This window comes from Desulfurispirillum alkaliphilum, from assembly GCF_055378285.1.
On sequence record NZ_AP042405.1, the window covers coordinates 2,687,040 to 2,708,573 of the forward strand.

Genomic DNA, 21,534 nt, shown 5'->3' on the forward strand with positions numbered 1-21,534 from the left:
CCTTAGGCGAATGTTTCAATAATGCACAAAGCAATGAGACAAGGACCACGCATGGCCACAGATAACAAGTAAAATATCACAATGATGCCCGTCAATCGCTTGAAGTTTTCGCTGCTTCGCCATATATTGGCATGAATTTCGGAGCCAAAATAAACACTGAATGAGGTGTAAAATGGAATCCATCCTGGCAGATGCAACGGTGAGCGTAACGGAACTCAAGCGCAGCTATGCTGAAATCCTGCGAAAGGCTGAGGACTTCCCCGTAGCCATCCTGAATCATAATCGCCCGGAAGCCTACCTGCTGCCTGCGGCCTATTATGAACGGCTTTTGGAGCGTTTGGAAGATATCGAAGATGCTTTACTGATACGAGAGCGACAAGAGGGGCCGTTTATTGAGGTAAGCCTCGATGACCTATAAGCTGCGCTTTCACGAAAAAGCCCTTGCCGAATGGCGCGCACTGGACAACAGTATTCGCGAACCCCTCAAAAGAAAACTTGCCAGCCGACTGCAACAGCCCCATGTTCCTGCCGATGCCCTCAACGGCATGCCCAACTGTTATAAAATCAAACTCAAACGCATTGGATATCGCCTGGTATATCAGGTCTGCAACGACACCGTAGTGGTATCTGTGATCGCGGTAGGCAAGCGCGACAAAAACCATGTTTATGGTAGCGCCAATACTCGACTGGAAACGGACAAGCCGTGATGGGATGCTTGAAGATTGAGCATCTGACGGCACACTTGATCCCTGACAGTTTACTGTAATACCTCAAACCAGGCAGGCAATTGAAAAACCTTCAGGTACAAGGCGCCCGCAAAACTCGGAGTGAAGCGTACTCCCTGTACGTTGCTCCGCACGAGCTTCCAGCAGGCAACGCCGCAGATGGGGGCTTTTCAGCAGCCTGCTCTCACAAAGGACATCACAATGACCCAGAAAAACTCATGGGAGACCTTCTTCGATGCCCATGCTCCCCAGTATCACTCGAATATTTTCACGAAAGACACCCTGCGGGAAATTGACTTCCTGCTGGATGAGCTGAACCTTCCGGCAGGCAGCACCATACTGGATATTGGGTGCGGTACAGGACGGCACTCCAGAGAGCTGGCAAAGCGTGGTTACCGTGTCACCGGCCTGGATCTGTCGTCTGAAATGCTGGCGAATGCGGCAACAATGGCGAAAGACGCCGGGGTGAGTGTTCAGTGGGTGCATGCCGATGCCACGAGCTTTTCCCTGCCAGAGCAGTTTGACGCTGCCATTTGCCTGTGCGAGGGTTCCCTGGGGCTTTTGAGCCAAACGGACGACCCCATTGCGCAGCCGCTGTCCATTCTGTGCAACATCTCCCGCAACCTGAAGCCAGGGGCGCGGATGGTGGCGACGGTCCTCAGTGCGGCCCGCATGCTGCGCTCCTATTCCGACGAGGATGTGGCGGCGGGGCGCTTTCATCCTCTATCCCTGGTGGATTCCACGGAAATGTCACCACGGGAGGGGCTTCCAGCTGTTGTCGTGCGTGAGCGCGCTTTCGTAGGGACAGAGCTCCGACTGCTCTTTCAACTCGCGGGCTTGACGGTGGATCACATGTGGGGCGGAACAGCGGGAAACTGGGGAAGGCGGCCCCTGGAGCTTGACGAGTATGAAATTATGGTCGTGGCAACCAGGACAGGCGAACCCTCCTGTGCTGCAGACGCTTTCCTTCGCCCCGAAAAGAGGCACGATAGCCAGGCAAGCAATTGACTGCAGGTGGAACCACTCTCTACCGAACAAGCTGCAAATCTGCGGATACTCTCTGCTGTCGCTGATTTCCTGAGCCATGGCTTACCGTGGGGCCATCAAACAGGCTCTCTGGCTATGCCATTCCTAGCAGCAGTGCTCTTCCAGCCACTCCAGCATGGCGAGGGACTCCTCATCTTCCGCCTGCTCAAACAGTTCATAGAGCTGGTTGATGTTGGTGTGTATGAGAAAGAGGTCATCCGGTTTGGGGCCAGAACGCGGGGTGCGTTTCGCGAGGAAATAGGCCCAGAATGGAGAGGCTGCTAGCGGATCTGCAGCCAGTTTTTCGATGCGCTGCATAAGGATTCCGGCACGGCCATCACAGTCGATACCCTTGAAAGTCGCGTAGCGGTCAATCGTTGATTCTGTTTCAGCTTGATTCATGGGAGTCCTCCGATTCGGTTGATTGCGTAGAGGTGATTTTGCAAGATTTACGCCAGACACGCCGATTACGCAAAGTCCTGAATAGACGCTGCTTTCGCCACGGCACCCAAGGACGCATGGGTCAATATTGGCACCACTGACACCCTGCATGTAAGAAAAGCTACAGTGCCGCACAAAAGACTCAACGTAACCATGCACAGTCCTACAGTTGAAGTTCTGCAGGAGCGCCAGTGTTCCGAGAGCGGCCCCAGATGACAAGCAGCAAAAACTCGAGCCATGGATGACAGCAAGTGCCTTCGGGAGGAATGCTGGCAAGAGTGCTGCTTCACCGTGAAAAGCTCCGACTCAACGAAAGACAAGCTGCTCAGGCAGTTCATTTCCTTGCCAATTGAAGCTTGTGGGGAACTGGTGTAGATTGAGCCAACTGACTTCCAGTCAGATGCAGAGAAATTCCCCCAAAACAGGCAAACAGTTGCAGATGGAGTTTTTCAGCAGCCTGCTCCACAGAAGGTACCATGTTCACATATCTTGCCATAGGCATGGCGCTGGGCCTCTCTTCCGGGCTGGCTCCCGGCCCGGTGCTCACTCTGGTTATTTCCGAAACCCTGCGTTCCGGCATCCGCGCGGGTGTCAAAGTGGCGATGACTCCCCTTCTTACGGATGCGCCTATCATTGCCCTTACGTTACTGCTGCTGGCCCAGCTTGCGAATTTCCAGCTGATCCTGGGTATTATTTCCATCGCGGGAGGAGTGTTCCTCTTCATGATGGGGCTTCAGAATATCCGCATCAAGGGTATGGAGCTGGAATTGGCCGAGGATCAATCCGCTCCTCTTCTGAAGGGCATCCTGGCCAATGTGCTCAGCCCATACTCCTACCTCTTCTGGGTCAGCGTCGGCTCCCCCATCATGACCCGGGCCAACCAGTTGTCGCTGTGGGCTGTGGTGCTTTTCCTGCTGGGTTTCTCCTTCTGCCTGGTGGGCTCCAAGGTGTGCCTGTCGCTGCTGGTAGGCCGGTCCCGCACTTTTATCCAGGGGCCAGTATATCTCTATATCATGCGCGGGCTCGGATTGGTGCTGATAGGGTTGGCGATGTTACTGCTGTATGAAGGATTGAAACTTTTTGGACTGGCAGGCACGGCACCGTAACCTGTGCGACTGCAGGTTGCATTATGGGGAGCGATTTTCGCTTGCCACACCCTGGCGGGCTTTTTCCAGCAGGATAGACAGGTGCTCCTGCACTTCTGCTCTGGCTTTATATTCCAGTGCTCCAGATAGGGCAGAGCCTGCTCATATTTCCCTTCCTTCAGGAGAAACTGACCGACATCACGATTCAACGTAACATCCTCCGGGTCCAGAGCATATGCAACGATCCGGCTGACATGTGTAGGTAGCGTTGGTACGAATGATTACAGCTCGATCCTGCGTGACAGCTTCATTGATTGCGGCCAGAACTGCATGGCCAAAATCGGGATCAGTTCCGGATAGCCTTGCAAACTCATGGATTGCTGCCCATTGATCGGCGAATAATTCCGCCACCTTATCCGTGAAAGCCCCCGCAACAACTCCGTCTAACTGACCATCAATCGCCTTGTAGGCCAACCTTAAATCATGCCAACTCGTCGATCGAAAAATTAACTCCTCCTCCAGCAGAACATCAGAGGCATGCGCTCCGATTATCGCTACGAACAAAGTTACCAAGATCATGTGAACTGCTCCACTGCGTATGTTTGGTTGTTGTGGCTTCATGGTCGAGTTACCGTTAGTGTGCGAATCGAATCTCCACCAAAATGTAACTCTCGGATGGCATCCATTGCCTCAGGAGTCGTGCGGATGCAACCCAATGTCGCATGCTCAGCTCCGCATCGGTTCGCCAAGTCGCAGGCGCCTTGCCTGCCCGCATGGACACCCATGAAAGTTGGAAAGTGCGGCACCGGAATTGACCTGGGGCCTTTGTGAAGAGAATCCACGCTGTCCGATGAAGCAACCATCGGTCGCAATCGTTAAGCAATCAATACAATCTCATGGTCTTACAGATGGAGGTGTTTTCTGCACTACTCTTGTGACATCCTCACGCCAAGCCACCCAGGAAACAACCGTCCCCCTGGGACTCCCCCCATATGCAGCTATATGCGGCAATATATCCCGGAACCGGTCTGATGCTTCGGGTGGCCAATACGACACCTCTTCTCCATATAGCCTCATATATCGACTACCATAAATCTGGCTTGCTGATACCTGACTTTTCATCACAAAGAATCGTTTCCAACTTTGGCGGTAGTCAGAAGGCATAATCCAGAGAATAATGGCTTCTTTTAAAATCGGCTCTCCATTCCAGGTTCCTTCCTGGTCTTTCCAATTATAGTCGATCACCTCAGTCCCTGCTAAATAAAGAGATATACCACCAGAACCTTCGTACTTCAGCCCATCGTAGTGCCCACTGGGTATAACGCCTGTTTCTTTTTTCACGACCCACCAGCCAGCAGGTAAATTTTCCTTTATCTGCTCAGCGTAGTACCTGAGTTCATCATAATCATCCGCTCCCGCGGTGCCGATGGCAAACAAACCAAGCAATACCAACGCCATCATGATCTTGCAGATCCTATATCTGCGTATCAGCATTACACACAATCCTCCCTGCCCATGAGACCGCTTAACGCACGTGCTGATTCAGGGTGTTTCCGGTGTAGATTTATGATACTTTGACTGAACACAGATGTAACCCCTGAGGCGCATTTAGAACAATTTCATGCGTACTTTTTTATCCATCTAGCCATTTCATCTGCAAGGCGTCTATCTTCCCACCCAACGTAATTCTTTCCTTGGCCGTCTGTAGCTGCCCAAATCCGCACATGCGGTCTGACGAAAAATTCTTCACTAGAAAGAACATCATGATCAATATCAAATGACAACGCGATAAGATACTTATCCTGATCAGATGGAAAGAAAAGCGTTTTAGCCAACCGATTATTAAAAAAAATAATCAGCAGATTTCCTCTTTGTCCAAGATGCGAAAAATCACGTACTAAAAGGCTTTCAACCTCAAATGCTGGACGATACTTATCGCCTCTGAAACTGCTGCGTTCACTTGGTAGAACTTCCCAAGAGTATGCAGCTCTCAAAGATATTTTGAATGCATCTATTGATTGATAACTTGAGATATCACCTATCAGCAACACGGGTGCTTTTATTGAGTCAAAACGGCCATTATCTTCACACCCGAGTACAAAAGCCAGCACGACAATCAAGGCTAACCGCATTGTACTTTTCAGCATAATCATGGATAACGACTCCCGGATTTGCTTAAACTATTCCAATATCCAAGTGTTGTACCAGGATCATATGTTTGCAACTGACCAGAATTGGCTTTAACTAAACAGGTATTGACACAATCTTGAGTTGAGTTTGCACTTTTTGCAGCATTGCGACCACACCGATTATTAAAATCATCCATAGCGCGTTCACCTTTTTCTTGGTTGTGCATCCAATCTCCTCTTTTCTCATGAGCCCAACCCAAAACTATTGCCTCAAACTGACTATTTTCATGAGCAAGCATACAGCTGCCGAGGCAGTGACGATACGCATCACCAATACCGTTGTGTGTCGATCCGGGAAAACGATTAGCTGCATCTTGCAATGCATCGTTATAGACATCTTGGGGCCATCTCCACAACCCCAATGGATCGACCCAGCTAACCGGATTATTTTGGACATACCCATACGTATTCAACCCACCTCTCAATCCAATCGGGTCACTCTGGGTATAGCGCCCGATACTGGCATCATAATATCGGTGCCAATTGTACCACAGCCCGCTTTCCTGGTCGTAATACTGGCCGGGGAAGCCAAGATTGAGGCCACCTATCTGGTCGATCTGCACCGTGCGGTCAAAGGCCTGGTTGTCTGCTCGCCAGACCACGGCTTTGCTGTTGTTGGTCACCACTTTCAGCCAGCCAAAGTGACCAAAGTGCTGTTAGGTAGTCAGTAACCTTTTTACCATCTATCTTAGAAACACCAACAATCAGACCTCCCGGTGGATGAAGGATTGCGTTATAAAACAGTAAAAATTCGCTTTTCCCTATTTGTACCTCAATCAAACTAATATCTTCAGATTCCGATTGCACACTAATCACTTGGTAGCTTTTTCCAACCGTGGAAAACTTTCCTCTAAACCAATTAAGCTGAAGGGAAGGCTCATAAGCAGCGGCTTGACATCTTTTCCGTGAAAAATCAATACATGGCTCTGAGTCAACCCTCCACCCATTTGCCCGACACGCTGTAAGCGCAAAAACCAATTCTGGCTCACCACCACATTCACCACTAATTTTGCATACTCGGCCAAAGTTGGCTCATCAAACCTTACCAACAAATCAAGAAAATCATATATGATTTGAGGTAAATCCTCATGGCCAGTGGTACAATTACTCACCCCAAAAAGAAAAAAAACAGCAATGCGCTTTTCACAAGATTTGAAATATTTTCACCTCACTCTCAAAGGGCCTTGATCATTTCGAAGAGCATCCCACAACCAGTATATCCTTATCCCAGCTCCAGCAGCTATTCAAAAAAACATTTATCAAAAATGAAAGCAAAAAAATCATTCCAAACAAGATAAGCAAAGCAACAGAAATGCCAAACCGCTGATAAACGGTCAAAGCCCTAAAATATAAACTAATGCCAAATACTACAAAAAAGAAGACAAGAAAAAAAATTAAGATAAAAAACATCATCTCACCACTTACTAATTATATCGAAGCAAGTCCCAGCAAGATAAAATGAACATCAACTCAATAAGCACATAAATAAAGACAGCGGCAACCTTAATCAGTCCATCCTTTACAACAAATCTTTCTATCTCAAACCCAATCATCAATGTAACTGAGGACTAACCGCGCAACCAGATGTATTAGGTGTCTAGTGTTGCTTTATGCGCGCGTAGATCCAGAGCGTTGCAGATGCAAGTGGTAATTCCCCAGGGGCATTAATGCCTTAGCTGATGTCTTAATTGTGTTAATACTAAAAAAACACACTACTTCATGGGAGAAACATGCACAAGCAAGCGGGAAAAATCTCTCAGTTTTTGAAAGTTATTCGCCTCTTCCACGACACTTATATTTATCGATATATTGTTGCAATCCTTAATGAAGAATCTCAATAAAGATAAACGACGCCTCAAAGGACTACTGTCACTTCCCCAATAGCTCGATTCTGGCAATCCATCAATGGTCTCATCTAATGTGATATGTCCATTTTCTTTGATGGCAATTTTATACCATCCGCCAATATCCATTTTATGCGCTCCCATGATGTCGGGAGTTGTTAACCCGTCTTCAAATGGCAAGTCTAAAATAATCTCATACCATCTCCTTTTATATTTGCATTGAAATTCGAAGGACGCCGAATTATCTTTCAGCCAAAAGTCAAAAGTATCTATGACGACAGGATCAAAGAGGTCGTCTGCCGGAAAAGCAAGATCATAAAAAAAGATAATGTTATCCCTGTAATGTGCGACAAAAAGCATTAAGCACGCAATGAAAATTCCTGGGAAAAACAGCTTCCTCATGTAGAAAACTCCTATGGCATAAGTCGTCTATATTCATCGACGACACGATCAGCCCAGTGCTGGCAATTATTGCCAAGTAATGAATAGCTTCCGTCTGCAGGTGGGTCCAGATTGTTAATAGCCTGGCGCATTATATCGTCGTCATAACCATCTTTACAGCGGCCATAGTTTGACTTCCTCCCTTCGGGCTCACCAAAACGACCTTCTTTACCAAACCCCACACTTGATCCATCATCAAACCAGATTTGCTGATGGCCTATCACCGTATTCAGCCTTTCATCAAATTGATTTCAATGACAAATCTCATACCATTCAATGGTCTATAGCAAATTGAAGCCAACCCCATCGGATCAACCAGGCTCACTGGATTTCCATTGGCATACACATATAACTTATTCATATTCGGGCAGATCAATATTTTTTAAAAAAGCACTCACAACATCTCTAGACCCGGTTAACACTGTCCTAAAGGAAAATCCTTCGACAACTATCCATTCAGCAGCAAATGACCCTGCAGCATCAGAAAAGACCCCCCTAAAATGGCAATTTAATTCATCGAAACATCTCCCACCGAAATAACGAATTATACCGGGATATTCCAAGGGACGCCCTCCCCAAGCATTATACATACCTGTCGCGTCAAGCACATAAGAACGATCTTGAAATACCACAGTAATTTTCTTCACGTAGTTTTCTGGGATATTTGCATCTACTCCGAAAGGAATACCTCCATTGATACGACATATTGAGCCACCTGAAGAACAATATTCTATATCGGCATTTTTTTTGTCGAACACCGCTTCAATAATCGTCACATTCACACTACTGGGCAGAGTAAAACTTGAAACAGATTCTGCTAAAACCCAAAAGGGGCTGCATAATGCAAGAACTGCGACTATATAAAAACGTATCATGGCACCACCCTCAATATATGATCTAAGCTATTAACAATATACTTACGAATATCCGGACCTAAAATCACACACCCTTCCTATGCGCTTTGATTTCCATATCTATTATCTCTGTGTATCTGCAAAGCGTCCCTGCCAAAAGTATTTGTCCCAGATAGAGGAATTAAGGGCAACACACCAGAACCTGTACGTGTGCTATTAAATTGTGGCCCAATTTGATAAATTCCCTCTGGGATCGGGCCAACATTTTTAACATGCTGCATTTCTGGGTTGTTCCATCCTGGGCCTTTTCCAGAATACCCCCTTCCGACATACGCGAGATCACCATTACCATCATCATAAAACAATTGTCCCGTTGACTGGCGATATACCCAATCAAGGCCAGTCGGATCAATGCGCATTAAAGGGTTATTTCCCACATACCCATAGGTATTCAACCCACCTCTCAATCCAATCGGGTCACTTTGGGTATAGCGCCCGATACTGGCATCATAATACCGGTGCCAATTGTACCACAGCCCGCTTTCCTGGTCGTAATACTGGCCGGGGAAGCCAAGATTCAGCCCGCCGATCTGGTCAATCTGCACGGTGCGGTCAAAGGCCTGGTTGTCTGCTTGCCAGACTATAGACTGGCTGGCGTTGGTCACCACTTCCGGCCGGCCAAGGTGATCGTTGTGGATGAAGGAGAGTGTACTGCCCTTGACCAAGCCGATGGGCTGGCCGTGCAGCCAGATATACTGGCGCGTCAGCGCCGTACTGTCATGGGCTGTCTCACCCAATAAAGCACCATCGGCATAAATCTCAAGTATCCATTCACAGTTTCATCGCAGGTTGCCTTTTCAACAGGGAGCTTGATCCATCATCAACGAATACAAAATTATTTTCCGTCACGAAATAATATGTATTCACCTTCATTGATAAAACCAATTTCCCCATCTGACAAACGAACCTTGTATACTAGGTAATGCTTTACATCAATACACTTCAATACTTTCACTTCCTGTTGCGCCTGCAATTCTGCAATCTTTTTTTTAGGTGGTAATGACATTGCCGTTTCTAATGTCTCATATACCGGCACAACTTCTTTTGCAATCAAGGATAAACCTCTCTCCTGAAAACAACCACTTGCGAAAAAAAACACTACAAAGGCCAATCCAATTCTTATCACTTTTATCACCTCGCCCAAGGAGCATCATCCCAAAAACCACGCCGTGGCCCTGGATAAAATGTTACCCCTCCATAATACGATGAATTCAATAAATCGTAACCAATGCTGACAGGGAAAAAGGAACTCAAAATAGGACTATTTAACACACTATTTAAACAAGTTTTATGTGGATCACCACAGTTGTTACTCAAAGCGCTGTAATTCCCTTGATCTTTCGCGTAACACTCCTCAAGTTGCTGTTCCTGCTCAGATGTTAAGTTGAGAGTAAATCCAATACCTGAACGAAACGTAGATTGTCGATGCGCATAGTTTGAAGCATTAGAATATGTAGTATCCCAGCCATTAGGTCCCCATGAATAATTTTTTCCATTCACGTTTGCAGATATATGTCCAAATGAAGAATTACGCCAACCGATAGGTTGCCAAACAATCAATTCAGTGTAAAGCCCCATTGGATCGACATACTTCACCGGATTCCCATTGGCATACCCATAGGTATTCAACCCACCCGCCAGCCCAATCGGGTCACTCTGGGTATATCTTCCAGTGGTGGCATCGTAGTAACGGTGCCAGTTGTACCACAGTCCGCTTTCCTGATCGTAGTACTGCCCTGGAAAGCCCAGATTCAGCCCGCCAATCTGGTCAATCTGCACGGTGCGGTCAAAGGCCCTGTTGTCAGCTTGCCAGACTATGGACTGGCTGGCGTTGGTCACCACTTCGGGCCGGCCCAGGTGATCGTTGTGGATGAAGGAGAGTGTACTGCCCTTGATCAGGCCGATGGGCTGGCCGTGCAGCCAGATATACTGGGTGGTGAGTGCTGTGCCGTTGGCCGACGTCTCGCCCAGCAATGCGCCATTTGGCGAGTAAATGTAGTTGACACTGCCACCGGCTCCACTTTTGCGCACGCGCTGGTTCAGGGCGTTGTAGATGTAGGTGGTAATGCCTCTCGCATTATCAGATTTATATCCTCTTTCCAAGTTACCCAAGACAAAACCCCAGTATGATAAGGCGAATCTGGCCAACCTGTTGTTATTGAGGGGAATGATGAGGCTATTTCATTAAATTCTTTAAGAGATTCGATATGGTGAGAAGTATAGCCATACACCCTTATCTTTTCATCAGAGTAAACTTCTTTGGCTGGCACAGGACTTTTCATTACAAAAAAGCGTTTCCAGCTCAATCGGTATTCTGGTGGCATAATCCAAATCTCTAGAGACTCTTTAGCAAGTGCTTCACGATGCCAAACTTCATTTTTATCCTTCCAATGAAAAAAGACATCAATATCTCCTTCCAGTAAAAGTAATATCCCCTTAGATCCATCATACTCCAAACCATCATAGTGCCCATAAGGAATAACACCAGTTATTTTTTTTATTAATCGCCAAGAATCCGGCATACTATCTTCTATTATTTTTGCATAATACTCCAGCTCATTATAATCACTAACCATAGCGATACTCACAATACAAAAACTGAATACTACAATAAGAATTGCAATTTTGAACTTGATGAATTTCATTCTGATATTCTTCAAGGTATTGCCCCTAATCTGCCACCTGGTGCACCGGGATATATTAACTCGAAGTTTAATACAGCATCTTGAACGGCATTATGACAGTCATTGATAAAGGGAAACCAAAGTCCATTGTTCTGGTTTTGTCGCATAAATCTCATGATCTCTTCCTCTTTACCCACACTGCCTTCTACTTCATTGCAGAAATCACCACCAGAGCGTCCCCTCTCATTAGAAATTTTTCCACTCCCAAAACTTCCCCGCATCCCTTCAGCCGTATTTGTCGTGGTATCCCACAGGCATGGTTGCCATAAAAGGGAAATCCGTCTACTTTGCGATTGCAGATAAGTACCTGCAACCCCATCGGATCAACATAGTTCAAAGGATTCTGAAGAGCGTACCCATACGTATTCAACCCACCCGCCAGTCCAATCGGGTCACTCTGGGTATATCTGCCAGTGATGTTCTGTTTATAGTTAAAGTAATTGCTCAAAAAATCATCCAGCACCAAAAAGAACATCTATTAAATTCTTCACCCACCGAATTGTTTTTGTGATAAACGAATCCTTCCCGGATTTGAGATCTCTAAAGTAGAGTACCGTGCAGTAAATCATGAAAGCAATAGCAAGACATATTATTACAAATGAAAATGTTGACATTTAAAAACCCCACGTACCTATTTCTCGGATAATTTCCCTAGGTTTATCCTGAAAATTTCCCACTTTATTTTTTAAAAAATTCCACATAGATGGTTCACAAGGGTCATCAAACTCCGTCCCAAAAGGTAAAACTCCCAAAAGATTTTCCCAACTAGCATCGGACCAACTTTCATTCCAAGCTTCATTCCATTGCTGCAGTGAACGATCCCAGGCAGATTGAGCAGACCAGAGGTTCCATGTACCAAGTGTCATTACTCCAATACCAACAGGTACACCCATACCAGTACTCACTAACCCTGCTGTTGCACCAAGCTTTAACATACCGCTCGCATACAGACGACCTGCATTTGCAGCATTACTAAGTGAAGAAACCCCTTTAGTAGGGTTAAATAATCCATGGGGATCAATATACTTCACCGGATTCCCGTTGACATACGAATACGTATTCAACCCACCCGCCAGCCCAATCGGGTCACTCTGGGTATATCTTCCAGTGGTGGCGTCATAGTAACGGTGCCAGTTGTACCACAGTCCGCTTTCCTGATCGTAGTACTGCCCTGGAAATCCCAGATTCAGCCCGCCAATCTGGTCAATCTGCACGGTGCGGTCAAAGGCCCTGTTGTCAGCTTGCCAGACTATGGACTGGCTGGCGTTGGTCACCACTTCGGGCCGGCCCAGGTGATCGTTGTGGATGAAGGAGAGTGTACTGCCCTTGATCAGGCCGATGGGCTGGCCGTGCAGCCAGATATACTGGGTGGTGAGTGCTGTGCCGTTGGCCGACGTCTCGCCCAGCAATGCGCCATTTGGCGAGTAAATGTAGTTGACACTGCCACCGGCTGCGCATTCAGACCATTACCAGCCATCAGCAGTTAGACCAGCACGTTGAATGGAAGCCATGCCCTGCGTTTCATATTGTCGCCTTTCATGTCCATAAACATTCAAACCTCTACAGAATAAGATTAATATCCTGACATGTTTTTCGAGAAACAAAACATATAATGAAATTTAATTATCAAAATCAACCATTAATCTTCAGGCAAAAACTCTAATTGAATCCTAAACAAGAATTCCAGTTTATTAATCATAGAATTACGACAAGCCTCTATAATCATTGAATATTCATCCATATCAACATCATCAAGTATCATGATTCTATTCTGCAATGCAGCTATTTGAGCATGAATATCATCAGCAAGCTCCAGTGGAAAATTTATCAGCATATGAGTCAACTCATCAAGTGAAACATCTTCTTCAATCGATAACCGAAAAAAAATCTCTGGATGTTTTTCGAAAAACAACCCACCACTTCTTTTAAAGTCTCCTCTTTCACCACCATCAAGGCACTTCATGATAATCAATCCTGCATGAAACGCCGCCACACTTCCCATAGAAACCTGTCTGTAAAGTTTCGAATTTAACTCAACAGGAAAAAGTATAGTAGAGTATGGCCCATTTCCCCAACTACATTCCTCCAAAAGAGGAATGATATTATCTCTAAACTCAATAAAAGACTCATCGTTAATACTGTCAATAAATCCACTATATATTTCAATAGCATCAGGCTGCTTACTATTTACGGAAAATGAAAAAAATACAATCAAAATAAATATCGAAAATAATTTTATCATTGCCACCATCCTCCAATTGTCACGTTAATCACTCCAGTACCATCATTCATTATAATATCTGAAATTGCATTCATTGCTTTGACACTCTTCCCAATATAATCCGTCCTTGAGTTTAACCCTACACCAAAACAACCCTCCAATTCTTCAGGGTAATTTGCAACATGAAGCTGTATACGAGTTGCACCAGGAACATCGGTAAGCTCTACACGACCAACACTTCTATCCATTCTTAAGAATGCACTGTAAGTTCCAGCACGCACTGGCAAACGTAGGTTTGGTGGATTGCGATTTTCAAGCGTATAACCTGAGAATGTCTGGTTTGTGATATCGCTTGTGACAGTTATTGTTCCACCAATAGATAATGGAGTAGCTCCTATTCTGTTAATGACAATCGTAACATCGAGCCCCATTGGATCAATATACTTCACCGGATTCCCATTGGCATACCCATAGGTATTCAACCCACCTCTCAATCCAATCGGGTCACTCTGGGTATATCTTCCAGTGGTGGCATCGTAGTAACGGTGCCAGTTGTACCACAGTCCGCTTTCCTGGTCGTAATACTGGCCGGGGAAGCCAAGATTGAGGCCACCTATCTGGTCGATCTGCACGCTGCGGTCAAAGGCCTGGTTGTCTGCTTGCCAGACCACGGCTTTGCTGTTGTTGGTCACCACTTCGGGCCGGCCCAGGTGATCGTTATGAATGAAGGAGAGTGTACTGCCCTTGATCAGGCCGATGGGCTGGCCGTGCAGCCAGATATACTGGGTGGTGAGTGCTGTGCCGTTGGCCGACGTCTCGCCCAGCAATGCGCCATTTGGCGAGTAAATGTAGTTGACACTGCCACCGGCTCCACTTTTGCGCACGCGCTGGTTCAGGGCATTGTAGGTGTAGGTGGTAGTGCCTTGTGGAGTGCTGACACTCTGCTTGCGGTTGAAGCGGTCATACGCATAGGTCCGGTTACTGCCCGCTCCACTCTGGGAGGTGATATTGCCCAGCACGTCATGGGCAAAAGTTCTGGCTCCGCTTCCGCTGATACTGTTCAGGCGATTGCTGTTGCCAGCCACAGCGTACTGACTGTTGCCGGCACTGCTGGTGTGCTGGATGCGGTTGCCGTTGGCGTCATAGCTCCAGCTGTCACTGCCGCTCAGCCGCCAGGCCTGAGCGAGGCGCAGCAGAGGGTCATAGTTGTACTGCGTCGTGCGGGCGCTATTGAGGTGATCCTTGATGGCCAGGATGAGACTGTCAGTGGTCTGGGTATATTCCAGGGACTGCACGCCGCCACTTTGAATGTGGGTGAGCTGGTAATTCAGGTTGTGGGGGGTGGAGCGGCCAAGGCCGTTGCCATAGGTCCAGCCGGAAGATGGCCCGTAGGGGTAATAAGAGATATTCGAGGCCAGGGCGTGGGTAATACCGCCAACCCTGGCTTTGACGGTGCTGACACGGCCAAGATTATCGTATTCATAGAGGGCCTGGTTGCCACCTGGGTAGGTGATGGCGGTGACGCGGCCCTGGCTGTCATAGGTCCAACTGGTCACATAGCTGGTGCCATTGATGACGGCTGTCTGGCTATTCAGACTTCCATCCAGATTATAGCTGTAGCTGATGATGCCGCCGCTGTCGCTGATGGAGCACAGGCGACCCTTGCCATGGGTGCAGGTGTCGTAGCTCCAGCTCTGCACGGCTGAGCCGGAAACTGCCTGGGTGACGCGGTCCAGGGCATCATAGGTATACTGGGTGACCTGCCCGTTGCTGCGGGTCATGCGTATCATGCGCCCGGCAATGTCATAGGCGAACTGGGTTGCTCCGGTGTCGGGGCTGGTGATGCGCAGGAGATTGTCCAGGCCATCGTAGAGGAAGGTGGTCTGCTTGCCTCTGGGGTCACTCACCTGCACCAGGTTGCCAGCGCCGTTGTAAACGTATGTGGTGACGTTTCCGCCGGGCTCCGTGGTGCGCGTGAGCTGGTTGTTGACATTATACTGGTAGTATGTGGTGTTACCCAGGCTGTCAATCCGTGCAATCAGGTTGCCGTTGTTATCCCAGCGGTAGCTGGAGTGACGACCATTGTAACCCTCATCCTCAAGTATACGGCCCAGTGCGTCGCGGACAAGCTGCTGGGAGTACTGCAGGGTGTGGCCAGTCTGATAACTGACGGTCGTAATGTCTCCAGAGAGGATTTTCTCGTATTCCTGCACGATCAGGCGGATGTTGCCAGCACCATGGGCAATGCGATCTATGGTGCCATTGCTGGCATAATCGGTATATTCGGTGATACCGTCAGCGGTTTTTTTCGTGACCCCAAACGGGCCGTACTCAAATATGGTCGCGCGTATCTGTCCTGTGTTTAATGCTTCTTCATGGCGGATAATCCGGCCACGGGCATCATAGGCAATATTCCTGACCAGCCCGTTTGGATCGGTGATTCTGCCAGGCAATCCAAGGCTGTTATGATCTGCGTAGGTTGTTACATGACCCAGTGCGTTGGTTATGCTGGTCAGATACCCTTGGTTGTTCCATTGATATCTGGTCTGATCCGCCGTGCCCGGCAGTGGACCATCCACGATCATCTGGGCCGGCATTGCGTTGCTGTGAAAGGTGTAGCTGTAGGTAATATCACGGCATTGACCGGCAACGCCAAAGCTGCTTCTGTTACAGCGCCTTACCATTTGCAGGCGATGTTTCGCCGCATGAGCAGCCGGATAATAGTGAAGCTGCATCTCATCCAGGGGCTCATTCTGTGACGCGCCAAAACGCTTGATACTGGTCAACCGTTTGGCAGGAAAAGCATTGCTGGAGCTTGGATATTCCCAGGTGTACTGGGTGAACGCGACTTGTGAACCAAGTGCGCTTTCTTTTGTGCGCTCTTCGATGACGGAGTCATTGTTGTCACGCACATATTCTGTGACTGTGCCATTCCAGTCCGTCTGTGAAAGGATCCTTCCGCGCTCATCGTAGGCAGTCTGGGCCATGGCATCAGGGCATGACTGCACACCGCTGCGTTCGACGCGCACGAGCTGACGCTTGCCGGCCACAACGGCGTAGTGGTACTCACTTTGCAAACCCTGTGCGTTGCTTACCCGTGTGGAATCGTCGCCATAGTCAAATGTTGTCTTGAAGGAGCCGTCGGCGCGCGCACTTTCGATCACTTTGCGGCCAGCATAGAGGTAACGGCTGTAACGTTGTCCATTGATGGAGATGCCAGTCAGCAAATCGTTATCCGCGCCATTCTCGCCATAGTGATAGGTCCGCGAACCCGTCCCGCCAGCATAGGTTACGGTATTATTGCCGTAGGCGTAGAAGTTTCCACCGGAATCGGTAATGCCGGTAATGACATCATTATTCCAATGAAACTGGATAAAGCGGCCTGATGTATGGGTAACGCGATTCAGACGCGAGTTACTGTGATAGGTGAATGTCCAGCCTATACCGTTCGCATCGTGCTTACTTAAAATATTTCCATACTGGCTGTAAATTTCAATCCCTCCATCGTCTGGATGGATTGTCCATTTTCTGCTGGTAAAATTATAAGCTCCCCACGGGTCGGCAATATCTTCCTGCACACTGCCATCAGGCAATATCCGATCAATGGCGACAACAAAAAGATCATCAGCATCATATCGCCAGTCGTAGCAACCTCCATATCCAGAACTGCAGGTTTCAAAAGAACCACCTATTACGTTGGCATGCTCGTAAGTAATGTTAAGCGCATAGCTGAAGCTGTGTCTCCATCTTCCCCCCAAGCCTGACATACCAAGAGCGCGTTTTCGTTCGGAGTGATAATAACGAATAAATTCCAGTGGCATCGCAACGGCGCTGCTGTCAGAAAAATCCGTTTCCACCTGAACCTTGTATCCACCTGCAATTATGACGGGATTACTGGCCGTCATACATTCTTCGTTCGAACCTAAAGGTGTGTTCTGCATGGCAGATGGAGGTGTCTGCCCACCTCCCGTGGAGCCATTGCCTCCGGAAGAACCGCCACCACCGCTATTGCCCGGGTCATCTCCTTCTCTGTCCTGGCACCCAGGATACCAGTTGAGACCTTCACATTCTCCATCTTGCTCAGCATCTACATTCACATCTGGAAGTTGGTAAGGATAGACGGCACATTGAGGCAAGTCACCAGCCAAGCACTCGTACTGGTTTGAATAGCTCCCAAAGGCAGAATCACCGTAAAACCATTCACACATTGCGAGAACTTCCTGCTCGCACTCTTGATACGTATCATAAGCCCCTGACAAACCCTTGCCCATGACCAAAATGACAATACAGAGCAATAATACCTTTTCTAAAGGTAACCTGACCTTCATAATACTTGACAAGACACGCATACGAACCCACCTTCCTGGTCAGATGAGAGGAGTTTATCAACCCGTGTCACACCAGATTGACAACCCATTCCCAGTGATCAAACAGCTGATCTGCTAACTCAGCAGACAAGAGATCCACTCCCCCTGGGCCAAATGGACATTAATGACAATCACCGCAAGATAGTGTTGACGATTTTTGTTTTTCCACACTAATGATTCACAATCGTATTGATCTACTGCAAAATGTCAATATATATTTCATGTAAGGTCGCGCTTACTCCATGCAGACATTCTTGACTAATAGCTGCTGACACGGCATAGTTCGCAGATCGGTTCATGGAAACATTTCGCTGCCGTGGCTGCCATATGTCTCCATGCTCACCAGCACGCACTCCGGAGTATCTGAATATGACCACAACCAACCACGCCCTGGCGGTGCTGGAATACGCCAGGCTCAAAGAGCTGCTCAAGGAATTCACGGTTTCCAGCCTTGGCAAGCGGGAGCTTGATCGCCTGGAGCCTGCCCATTCCTATCTGGATGTGCGTTCGCGCCATGCCATCAGTCTGGAGTTCTATCTGCTGAACCGCGACCACGGCGGTATTCCCTTTGGGCCTCTTTACGATCCACTGTGGTTGTGGGAGAAGATCGGGCAGAAGGGGGAGCTGCTGGAGCCGGGTGAGCTTTTGCAGGTGGCCCGCTTTCTGCTGGTGGTGAAGGGCGTCAAGGGCTTTCTGGCGGAGCTGGCGGGCGATACCTTTGTGCGCAGTCGCGAGATGGGGGGCGATCTGCATCCCTGCGCGGATCTGAAGAGCCGCATTGAGCTGTGCATCGAAGAGGGTGGCCAGATCAGCGACAGCGCTTCCCCCAATCTCAAGCGCATTCGGAGGGAGCTGCGCACGGCGCGCTCCAGGGTCAAAAAACAGATGGAGCGCTACCTGAGCGATGCCCAGTACAAGGACATCATCATCGACCCCATTATCACCATTCGCCGCGACCGTTACGTCATTCCCCTGCGCTCCAACTTCAAGGGCAAGATTGACGGCATCGTGCAGGATCACTCGGCCAGTGGCGGCACCTTTTTTGTGGAGCCCAAGGAAAGCGTGGAGTTGAATAACCGTCTGGCGGAGCTGCAGGCGGGTGAGCGCGAAGAGGAGTACCGCATTATCCGCGAGTTGGGCGAGCTGGTGCAGTCGCGCCTGCGGGCCTTGCAGGAGAATACGGCGCTGCTGGCGCGCATGGATATGTACACGGCCTTTGCCCGCTACGCCATCCGTTACCATGGAACGTTCCTGGAGCCTTCCCAGCACAAGGGCTGCTGCCTGCCCAGGCTGCGCCATCCCTTGCTGAAAAATCCGGTTCCGGTGGACGCGTATCTGGGAGGCGAGCACCCCTCCATGCTGCTGATCACCGGCCCCAACACCGGCGGCAAGACTATCGCCCTCAAGTCCCTGGGGCTGGCGGTACTGAGCCACAACAGTGGTATGCCGGTGCTGTGCAGTGAGGTGGAAAGCTTTATGGGCTATTTTGACAGTGTCTTCGCCGATATCGGCGACGAGCAGTCCATCGAGCAGAACCTCTCCACCTTCAGCGGCCATATCGTCAACATCGCCCATGTGGCGGGCAATGCCACGGAGCGCTCCCTGGTGCTGCTGGACGAGTTGGGCAGCGGCACCGACCCTGAAGAGGGCGGCGCCCTGGCGGTGGGGATTCTGGAATACTTCCGTCAGCGCAAGTGCAGTGTGGTGGCCACCACCCACCATAATGCCGTCAAGCGCTACGCCTTCACCACAGGCGGAATCGGCAACGCCTGCATGGAGTTCGACCTGCAGACGCTGCAGCCCACCTATCGCATTCTCTATGGCTATCAGGGGGAATCCAGCGCCCTGGCCATCGCCCAGCGCCACGGCCTGCCCGCTGAAATCCTGGAAACTTCCCGAAACTTCCTGGAAAGCCAGTCCGGCGAAGAGGCCAAGACCATTGCGGCCCTGGAGCGCAAGCTGGAGAAGTTTGCCCGTCGCAGCGACCAGTTTGAGCGCGAGTCCAGGGAACTGAAGGAGAAGTTGCGCACGGTGACCCTCCAGCAGCAGAACCTGGACAGCGAGGCCCAGCACATCCTGCAGCAGGCCACCATGCAGGCGCGGGACATTCTGCGCCAGGCCCGCCGTGAGGCCGATGGCTATATCAAAAAACTCAAGGACACCTCGGTGCGCCAGCACGCCGAAGCCCAGGCTGAATTCAACCAGCTCAGCCGCCAGGTCTACGCCGAAGCGGATCGCATGGAGCGCTCCCACCTGGAAAAACCCCTCTCCCTGGAGCCGGGGCAGCGGGTCTTTGTGGCAAAGCTGCAGCGCGACGGCACCATTGTCAGCCGCAGTGGCAAGAGCGTGCAGGTGGAAGTGGGAGGCATGACCATCAAATCCCGCGCCGATGAGCTGTTTGCGCCCCGCGATACGCAAAGTCCAACGCCGGCAGCCAGTGAAGGCAGGAAGTCAGTGTCAAACTACCAGGCACCTGCCACCAGCGTGAAACCCGAACTGTTACTGGTGGGCAAGCGGGTGGAAGAAGCCCTGGACGAACTGGAAAAGTACATCAGCAGTGCCGCCGTGGCCGAGCGTGAATCGGTGCGTATCGTCCACGGGCTGGGCAGTGGACGCCTGAAGCGGGCCGTGCGGGAGTATCTGCAGCAGAGCCCCCTGGTGAAGGAGTTGCGCGATGGCGAGGCCTTTGAAGGTGGTCTGGGCGCCACGGTGGTGCAACTCACCTGATCCCGGCATGCTTGCGCGCCTTGCCTGATGCCTTTTTCCACGGCACGCTAATTCTTTACTTTTGACGGTCATGTCAGTATTCTGTGACCACAAACTTTCCCGGAGGATTCCAGCGAATGAAGCGTTTTCCCTTTGTACTCCTGATCATCTTTGTGTTCATATATTCCATTTCCACATCCCATGCGGCACCATCCTCCAATTCCGCCACATTCAGTATTTTTGATATCCTCTTTATCGGCGCGATCATCTTCTTCATCGTGCGCGCCCTGCGCGGTCGCACTTCCCGCAACAACAACCCCAAGGACGACTGGACCCTCGGCGGCAAAGACCAGGATAGCTATTCCCCTACCGCCAGCAACGAACCGCGTACAACAACACCCGGTGCAGACAAGATAACCTCCCTGTATCCTGAACAGACAACCCACAAGGGACTGCGCCCCATTGAGATGAGCGACCCCAACTTCACGGAAGGTGACTTTCTGGCTGCCGCCCGCGAGGTTTTCAGCACGGTGCAGCAGGCCAAGGCCAACGAAGAGCTTGAACAGATTGAATTCCTGATGGACAAGGCTATGCTCAACCAGCTTCAGGAGGACATTGCCACCTGGCGCAAAGAAGGCAAGCGCGTTCAGCTGGATTCCGCCACCATCCACTCGGCACTGGTGGCCGATGCCATTCAGCAGATGGGAACGGACTGCATTACGGTGAAATTTGAAGCAACCCTGGACCGCACTTTCCTGCCTGTCGATGTTGAGGGTGAACCTGAGCCGCTACACGAAACAGTCACGGAATACTGGCGCTTCATGCGCAATATCGGCGAAGCCGCCTGGCAGCTGATAGGCGTGTATGACGCCGACGAGTACGAGGAGTAAA

Annotated in this window: 23 protein-coding genes and 2 pseudogenes; 6 read left to right on the plus strand and 19 right to left on the minus strand. The window is 49.5% G+C overall.

From position 1 onward, the window contains the following. Positions 1-172 precede the first annotated feature (172 nt). The 3 genes from ACZ46I_RS12055 (at position 173) to ACZ46I_RS12065 (ending at position 1,733) form a co-directional block, all read left to right on the plus strand. Entirely contained in the window at positions 173-418 is a 246-nt protein-coding gene (locus tag ACZ46I_RS12055) for a type II toxin-antitoxin system Phd/YefM family antitoxin (RefSeq protein ID WP_013505603.1), read from the plus strand. After that, the gene (locus ACZ46I_RS12060) at positions 408-707 is read left to right on the plus strand and encodes a type II toxin-antitoxin system RelE family toxin (protein ID WP_464280926.1); all 300 of its coding nucleotides are present in this window, start codon (positions 408-410) and stop codon (positions 705-707) included. Before ACZ46I_RS12055 ends, ACZ46I_RS12060 begins: the two co-directional genes overlap by 11 nt. Before the next feature lie 219 nt (positions 708-926). After that, positions 927-1,733 (plus strand): class I SAM-dependent methyltransferase, encoded by an 807-nt coding sequence (locus tag ACZ46I_RS12065; protein WP_464280927.1) that lies wholly within the window; start codon positions 927-929, stop codon positions 1,731-1,733. A gap of 123 nt (positions 1,734-1,856) precedes the next feature. Here the strand turns inward: ACZ46I_RS12065 and cowN are convergent, their stop codons facing one another. Beyond that, on the minus strand, positions 1,857-2,153 hold the full coding sequence (gene cowN / locus ACZ46I_RS12070) for a N(2)-fixation sustaining protein CowN (protein ID WP_013505600.1): 297 nt from the start codon (positions 2,151-2,153) through the stop codon (positions 1,857-1,859). Positions 2,154-2,668: 515 nt separating this feature from the next. Between cowN and ACZ46I_RS12075 the strand changes: the two genes are divergently transcribed. Continuing rightward, positions 2,669-3,298: a LysE family transporter gene (locus ACZ46I_RS12075; protein WP_226508830.1), complete on the plus strand. Its 630-nt coding sequence runs from the start codon at positions 2,669-2,671 to the stop codon at positions 3,296-3,298. Between the two features lie 177 nt (positions 3,299-3,475). On the opposite strand, the gene ACZ46I_RS12080 is transcribed toward ACZ46I_RS12075, so the two are convergent. From ACZ46I_RS12080 to ACZ46I_RS12165, 18 genes and pseudogenes are all read right to left on the minus strand, one after another. After that, positions 3,476-3,856: a hypothetical protein gene (locus tag ACZ46I_RS12080; protein WP_464280928.1), complete on the minus strand. Its 381-nt coding sequence runs from the start codon at positions 3,854-3,856 to the stop codon at positions 3,476-3,478. 315 nt (positions 3,857-4,171) lie between these two features. After that, a complete protein-coding gene (locus tag ACZ46I_RS12085) occupies positions 4,172-4,738 on the minus strand; it encodes a hypothetical protein (RefSeq protein WP_464280929.1) in 567 nt (188 codons plus the stop codon). A 158-nt stretch (positions 4,739-4,896) separates the two neighbouring features. Next, a complete protein-coding gene (locus ACZ46I_RS12090) occupies positions 4,897-5,430 on the minus strand; it encodes a hypothetical protein (protein WP_464280930.1) in 534 nt (177 codons plus the stop codon). Beyond that, a complete protein-coding gene (locus ACZ46I_RS12095; protein ID WP_464280931.1) occupies positions 5,427-6,089 on the minus strand; it encodes an RHS repeat-associated core domain-containing protein in 663 nt (220 codons plus the stop codon). Before ACZ46I_RS12095 ends, ACZ46I_RS12090 begins: the two co-directional genes overlap by 4 nt. Then, the gene (locus ACZ46I_RS12100) at positions 6,037-6,282 is read right to left on the minus strand and encodes a hypothetical protein (protein ID WP_464280932.1); all 246 of its coding nucleotides are present in this window, start codon (positions 6,280-6,282) and stop codon (positions 6,037-6,039) included. Before ACZ46I_RS12100 ends, ACZ46I_RS12095 begins: the two co-directional genes overlap by 53 nt. Then, on the minus strand, positions 6,279-6,491 hold the full coding sequence (locus ACZ46I_RS12105; RefSeq protein WP_464280933.1) for a hypothetical protein: 213 nt from the start codon (positions 6,489-6,491) through the stop codon (positions 6,279-6,281). The genes ACZ46I_RS12100 and ACZ46I_RS12105 overlap by 4 nt, the downstream gene beginning before the upstream one ends. A gap of 687 nt (positions 6,492-7,178) precedes the next feature. Then, complete coding sequence (locus ACZ46I_RS12110; protein WP_464280934.1) at positions 7,179-7,712, minus strand: hypothetical protein; 534 nt, start codon at positions 7,710-7,712, stop codon at positions 7,179-7,181. Positions 7,713-8,104: 392 nt separating this feature from the next. Next, positions 8,105-8,626: a hypothetical protein gene (locus tag ACZ46I_RS12115; protein ID WP_464280935.1), complete on the minus strand. Its 522-nt coding sequence runs from the start codon at positions 8,624-8,626 to the stop codon at positions 8,105-8,107. Between the two features lie 77 nt (positions 8,627-8,703). Next, a complete protein-coding gene (locus ACZ46I_RS12120; protein ID WP_464280936.1) occupies positions 8,704-9,402 on the minus strand; it encodes an RHS repeat-associated core domain-containing protein in 699 nt (232 codons plus the stop codon). Positions 9,403-9,500: 98 nt separating this feature from the next. Beyond that, positions 9,501-9,791: a hypothetical protein gene (locus ACZ46I_RS12125; protein WP_464280937.1), complete on the minus strand. Its 291-nt coding sequence runs from the start codon at positions 9,789-9,791 to the stop codon at positions 9,501-9,503. 5 nt (positions 9,792-9,796) lie between these two features. After that, entirely contained in the window at positions 9,797-10,777 is a 981-nt protein-coding gene (locus ACZ46I_RS12130) for an RHS repeat-associated core domain-containing protein (protein ID WP_464280938.1), read from the minus strand. After that, entirely contained in the window at positions 10,705-11,310 is a 606-nt protein-coding gene (locus tag ACZ46I_RS12135) for a hypothetical protein (protein ID WP_464280939.1), read from the minus strand. The genes ACZ46I_RS12130 and ACZ46I_RS12135 overlap by 73 nt, the downstream gene beginning before the upstream one ends. 184 nt (positions 11,311-11,494) lie before the next feature. Beyond that, positions 11,495-11,824 (minus strand): RHS repeat domain-containing protein, encoded by a 330-nt coding sequence (locus ACZ46I_RS12140; protein ID WP_464280940.1) that lies wholly within the window; start codon positions 11,822-11,824, stop codon positions 11,495-11,497. A 139-nt stretch (positions 11,825-11,963) separates the two neighbouring features. Then, positions 11,964-12,380, minus strand: coding sequence for a hypothetical protein (locus ACZ46I_RS12145; protein WP_464281865.1), 417 nt, complete (start codon positions 12,378-12,380; stop codon positions 11,964-11,966). Between the two features lie 33 nt (positions 12,381-12,413). Further along, positions 12,414-12,626, minus strand: a pseudogene (locus tag ACZ46I_RS12150) (RHS repeat-associated core domain-containing protein); the annotation flags it as partial. Between the two features lie 362 nt (positions 12,627-12,988). Next, complete coding sequence (locus ACZ46I_RS12155; protein ID WP_226508826.1) at positions 12,989-13,591, minus strand: hypothetical protein; 603 nt, start codon at positions 13,589-13,591, stop codon at positions 12,989-12,991. After that, entirely contained in the window at positions 13,588-17,148 is a 3,561-nt protein-coding gene (locus tag ACZ46I_RS12160) for a DUF5675 family protein (protein WP_464281856.1), read from the minus strand. The genes ACZ46I_RS12155 and ACZ46I_RS12160 overlap by 4 nt, the downstream gene beginning before the upstream one ends. 141 nt (positions 17,149-17,289) lie before the next feature. Beyond that, a pseudogene (locus tag ACZ46I_RS12165) lies at positions 17,290-17,919 on the minus strand (DUF6531 domain-containing protein); the annotation flags it as partial. A 387-nt stretch (positions 17,920-18,306) separates the two neighbouring features. Between ACZ46I_RS12165 and ACZ46I_RS12170 the strand changes: the two are divergent. Next, positions 18,307-20,664, plus strand: a complete 2,358-nt coding sequence (locus tag ACZ46I_RS12170) for an endonuclease MutS2 (protein ID WP_464280941.1) — start codon at positions 18,307-18,309, stop codon at positions 20,662-20,664. A gap of 116 nt (positions 20,665-20,780) precedes the next feature. Then, positions 20,781-21,533, plus strand: coding sequence for a Tim44 domain-containing protein (locus tag ACZ46I_RS12175; RefSeq protein WP_464280942.1), 753 nt, complete (start codon positions 20,781-20,783; stop codon positions 21,531-21,533). The last annotated feature ends 1 nt before the right edge of the window (position 21,534 follow it).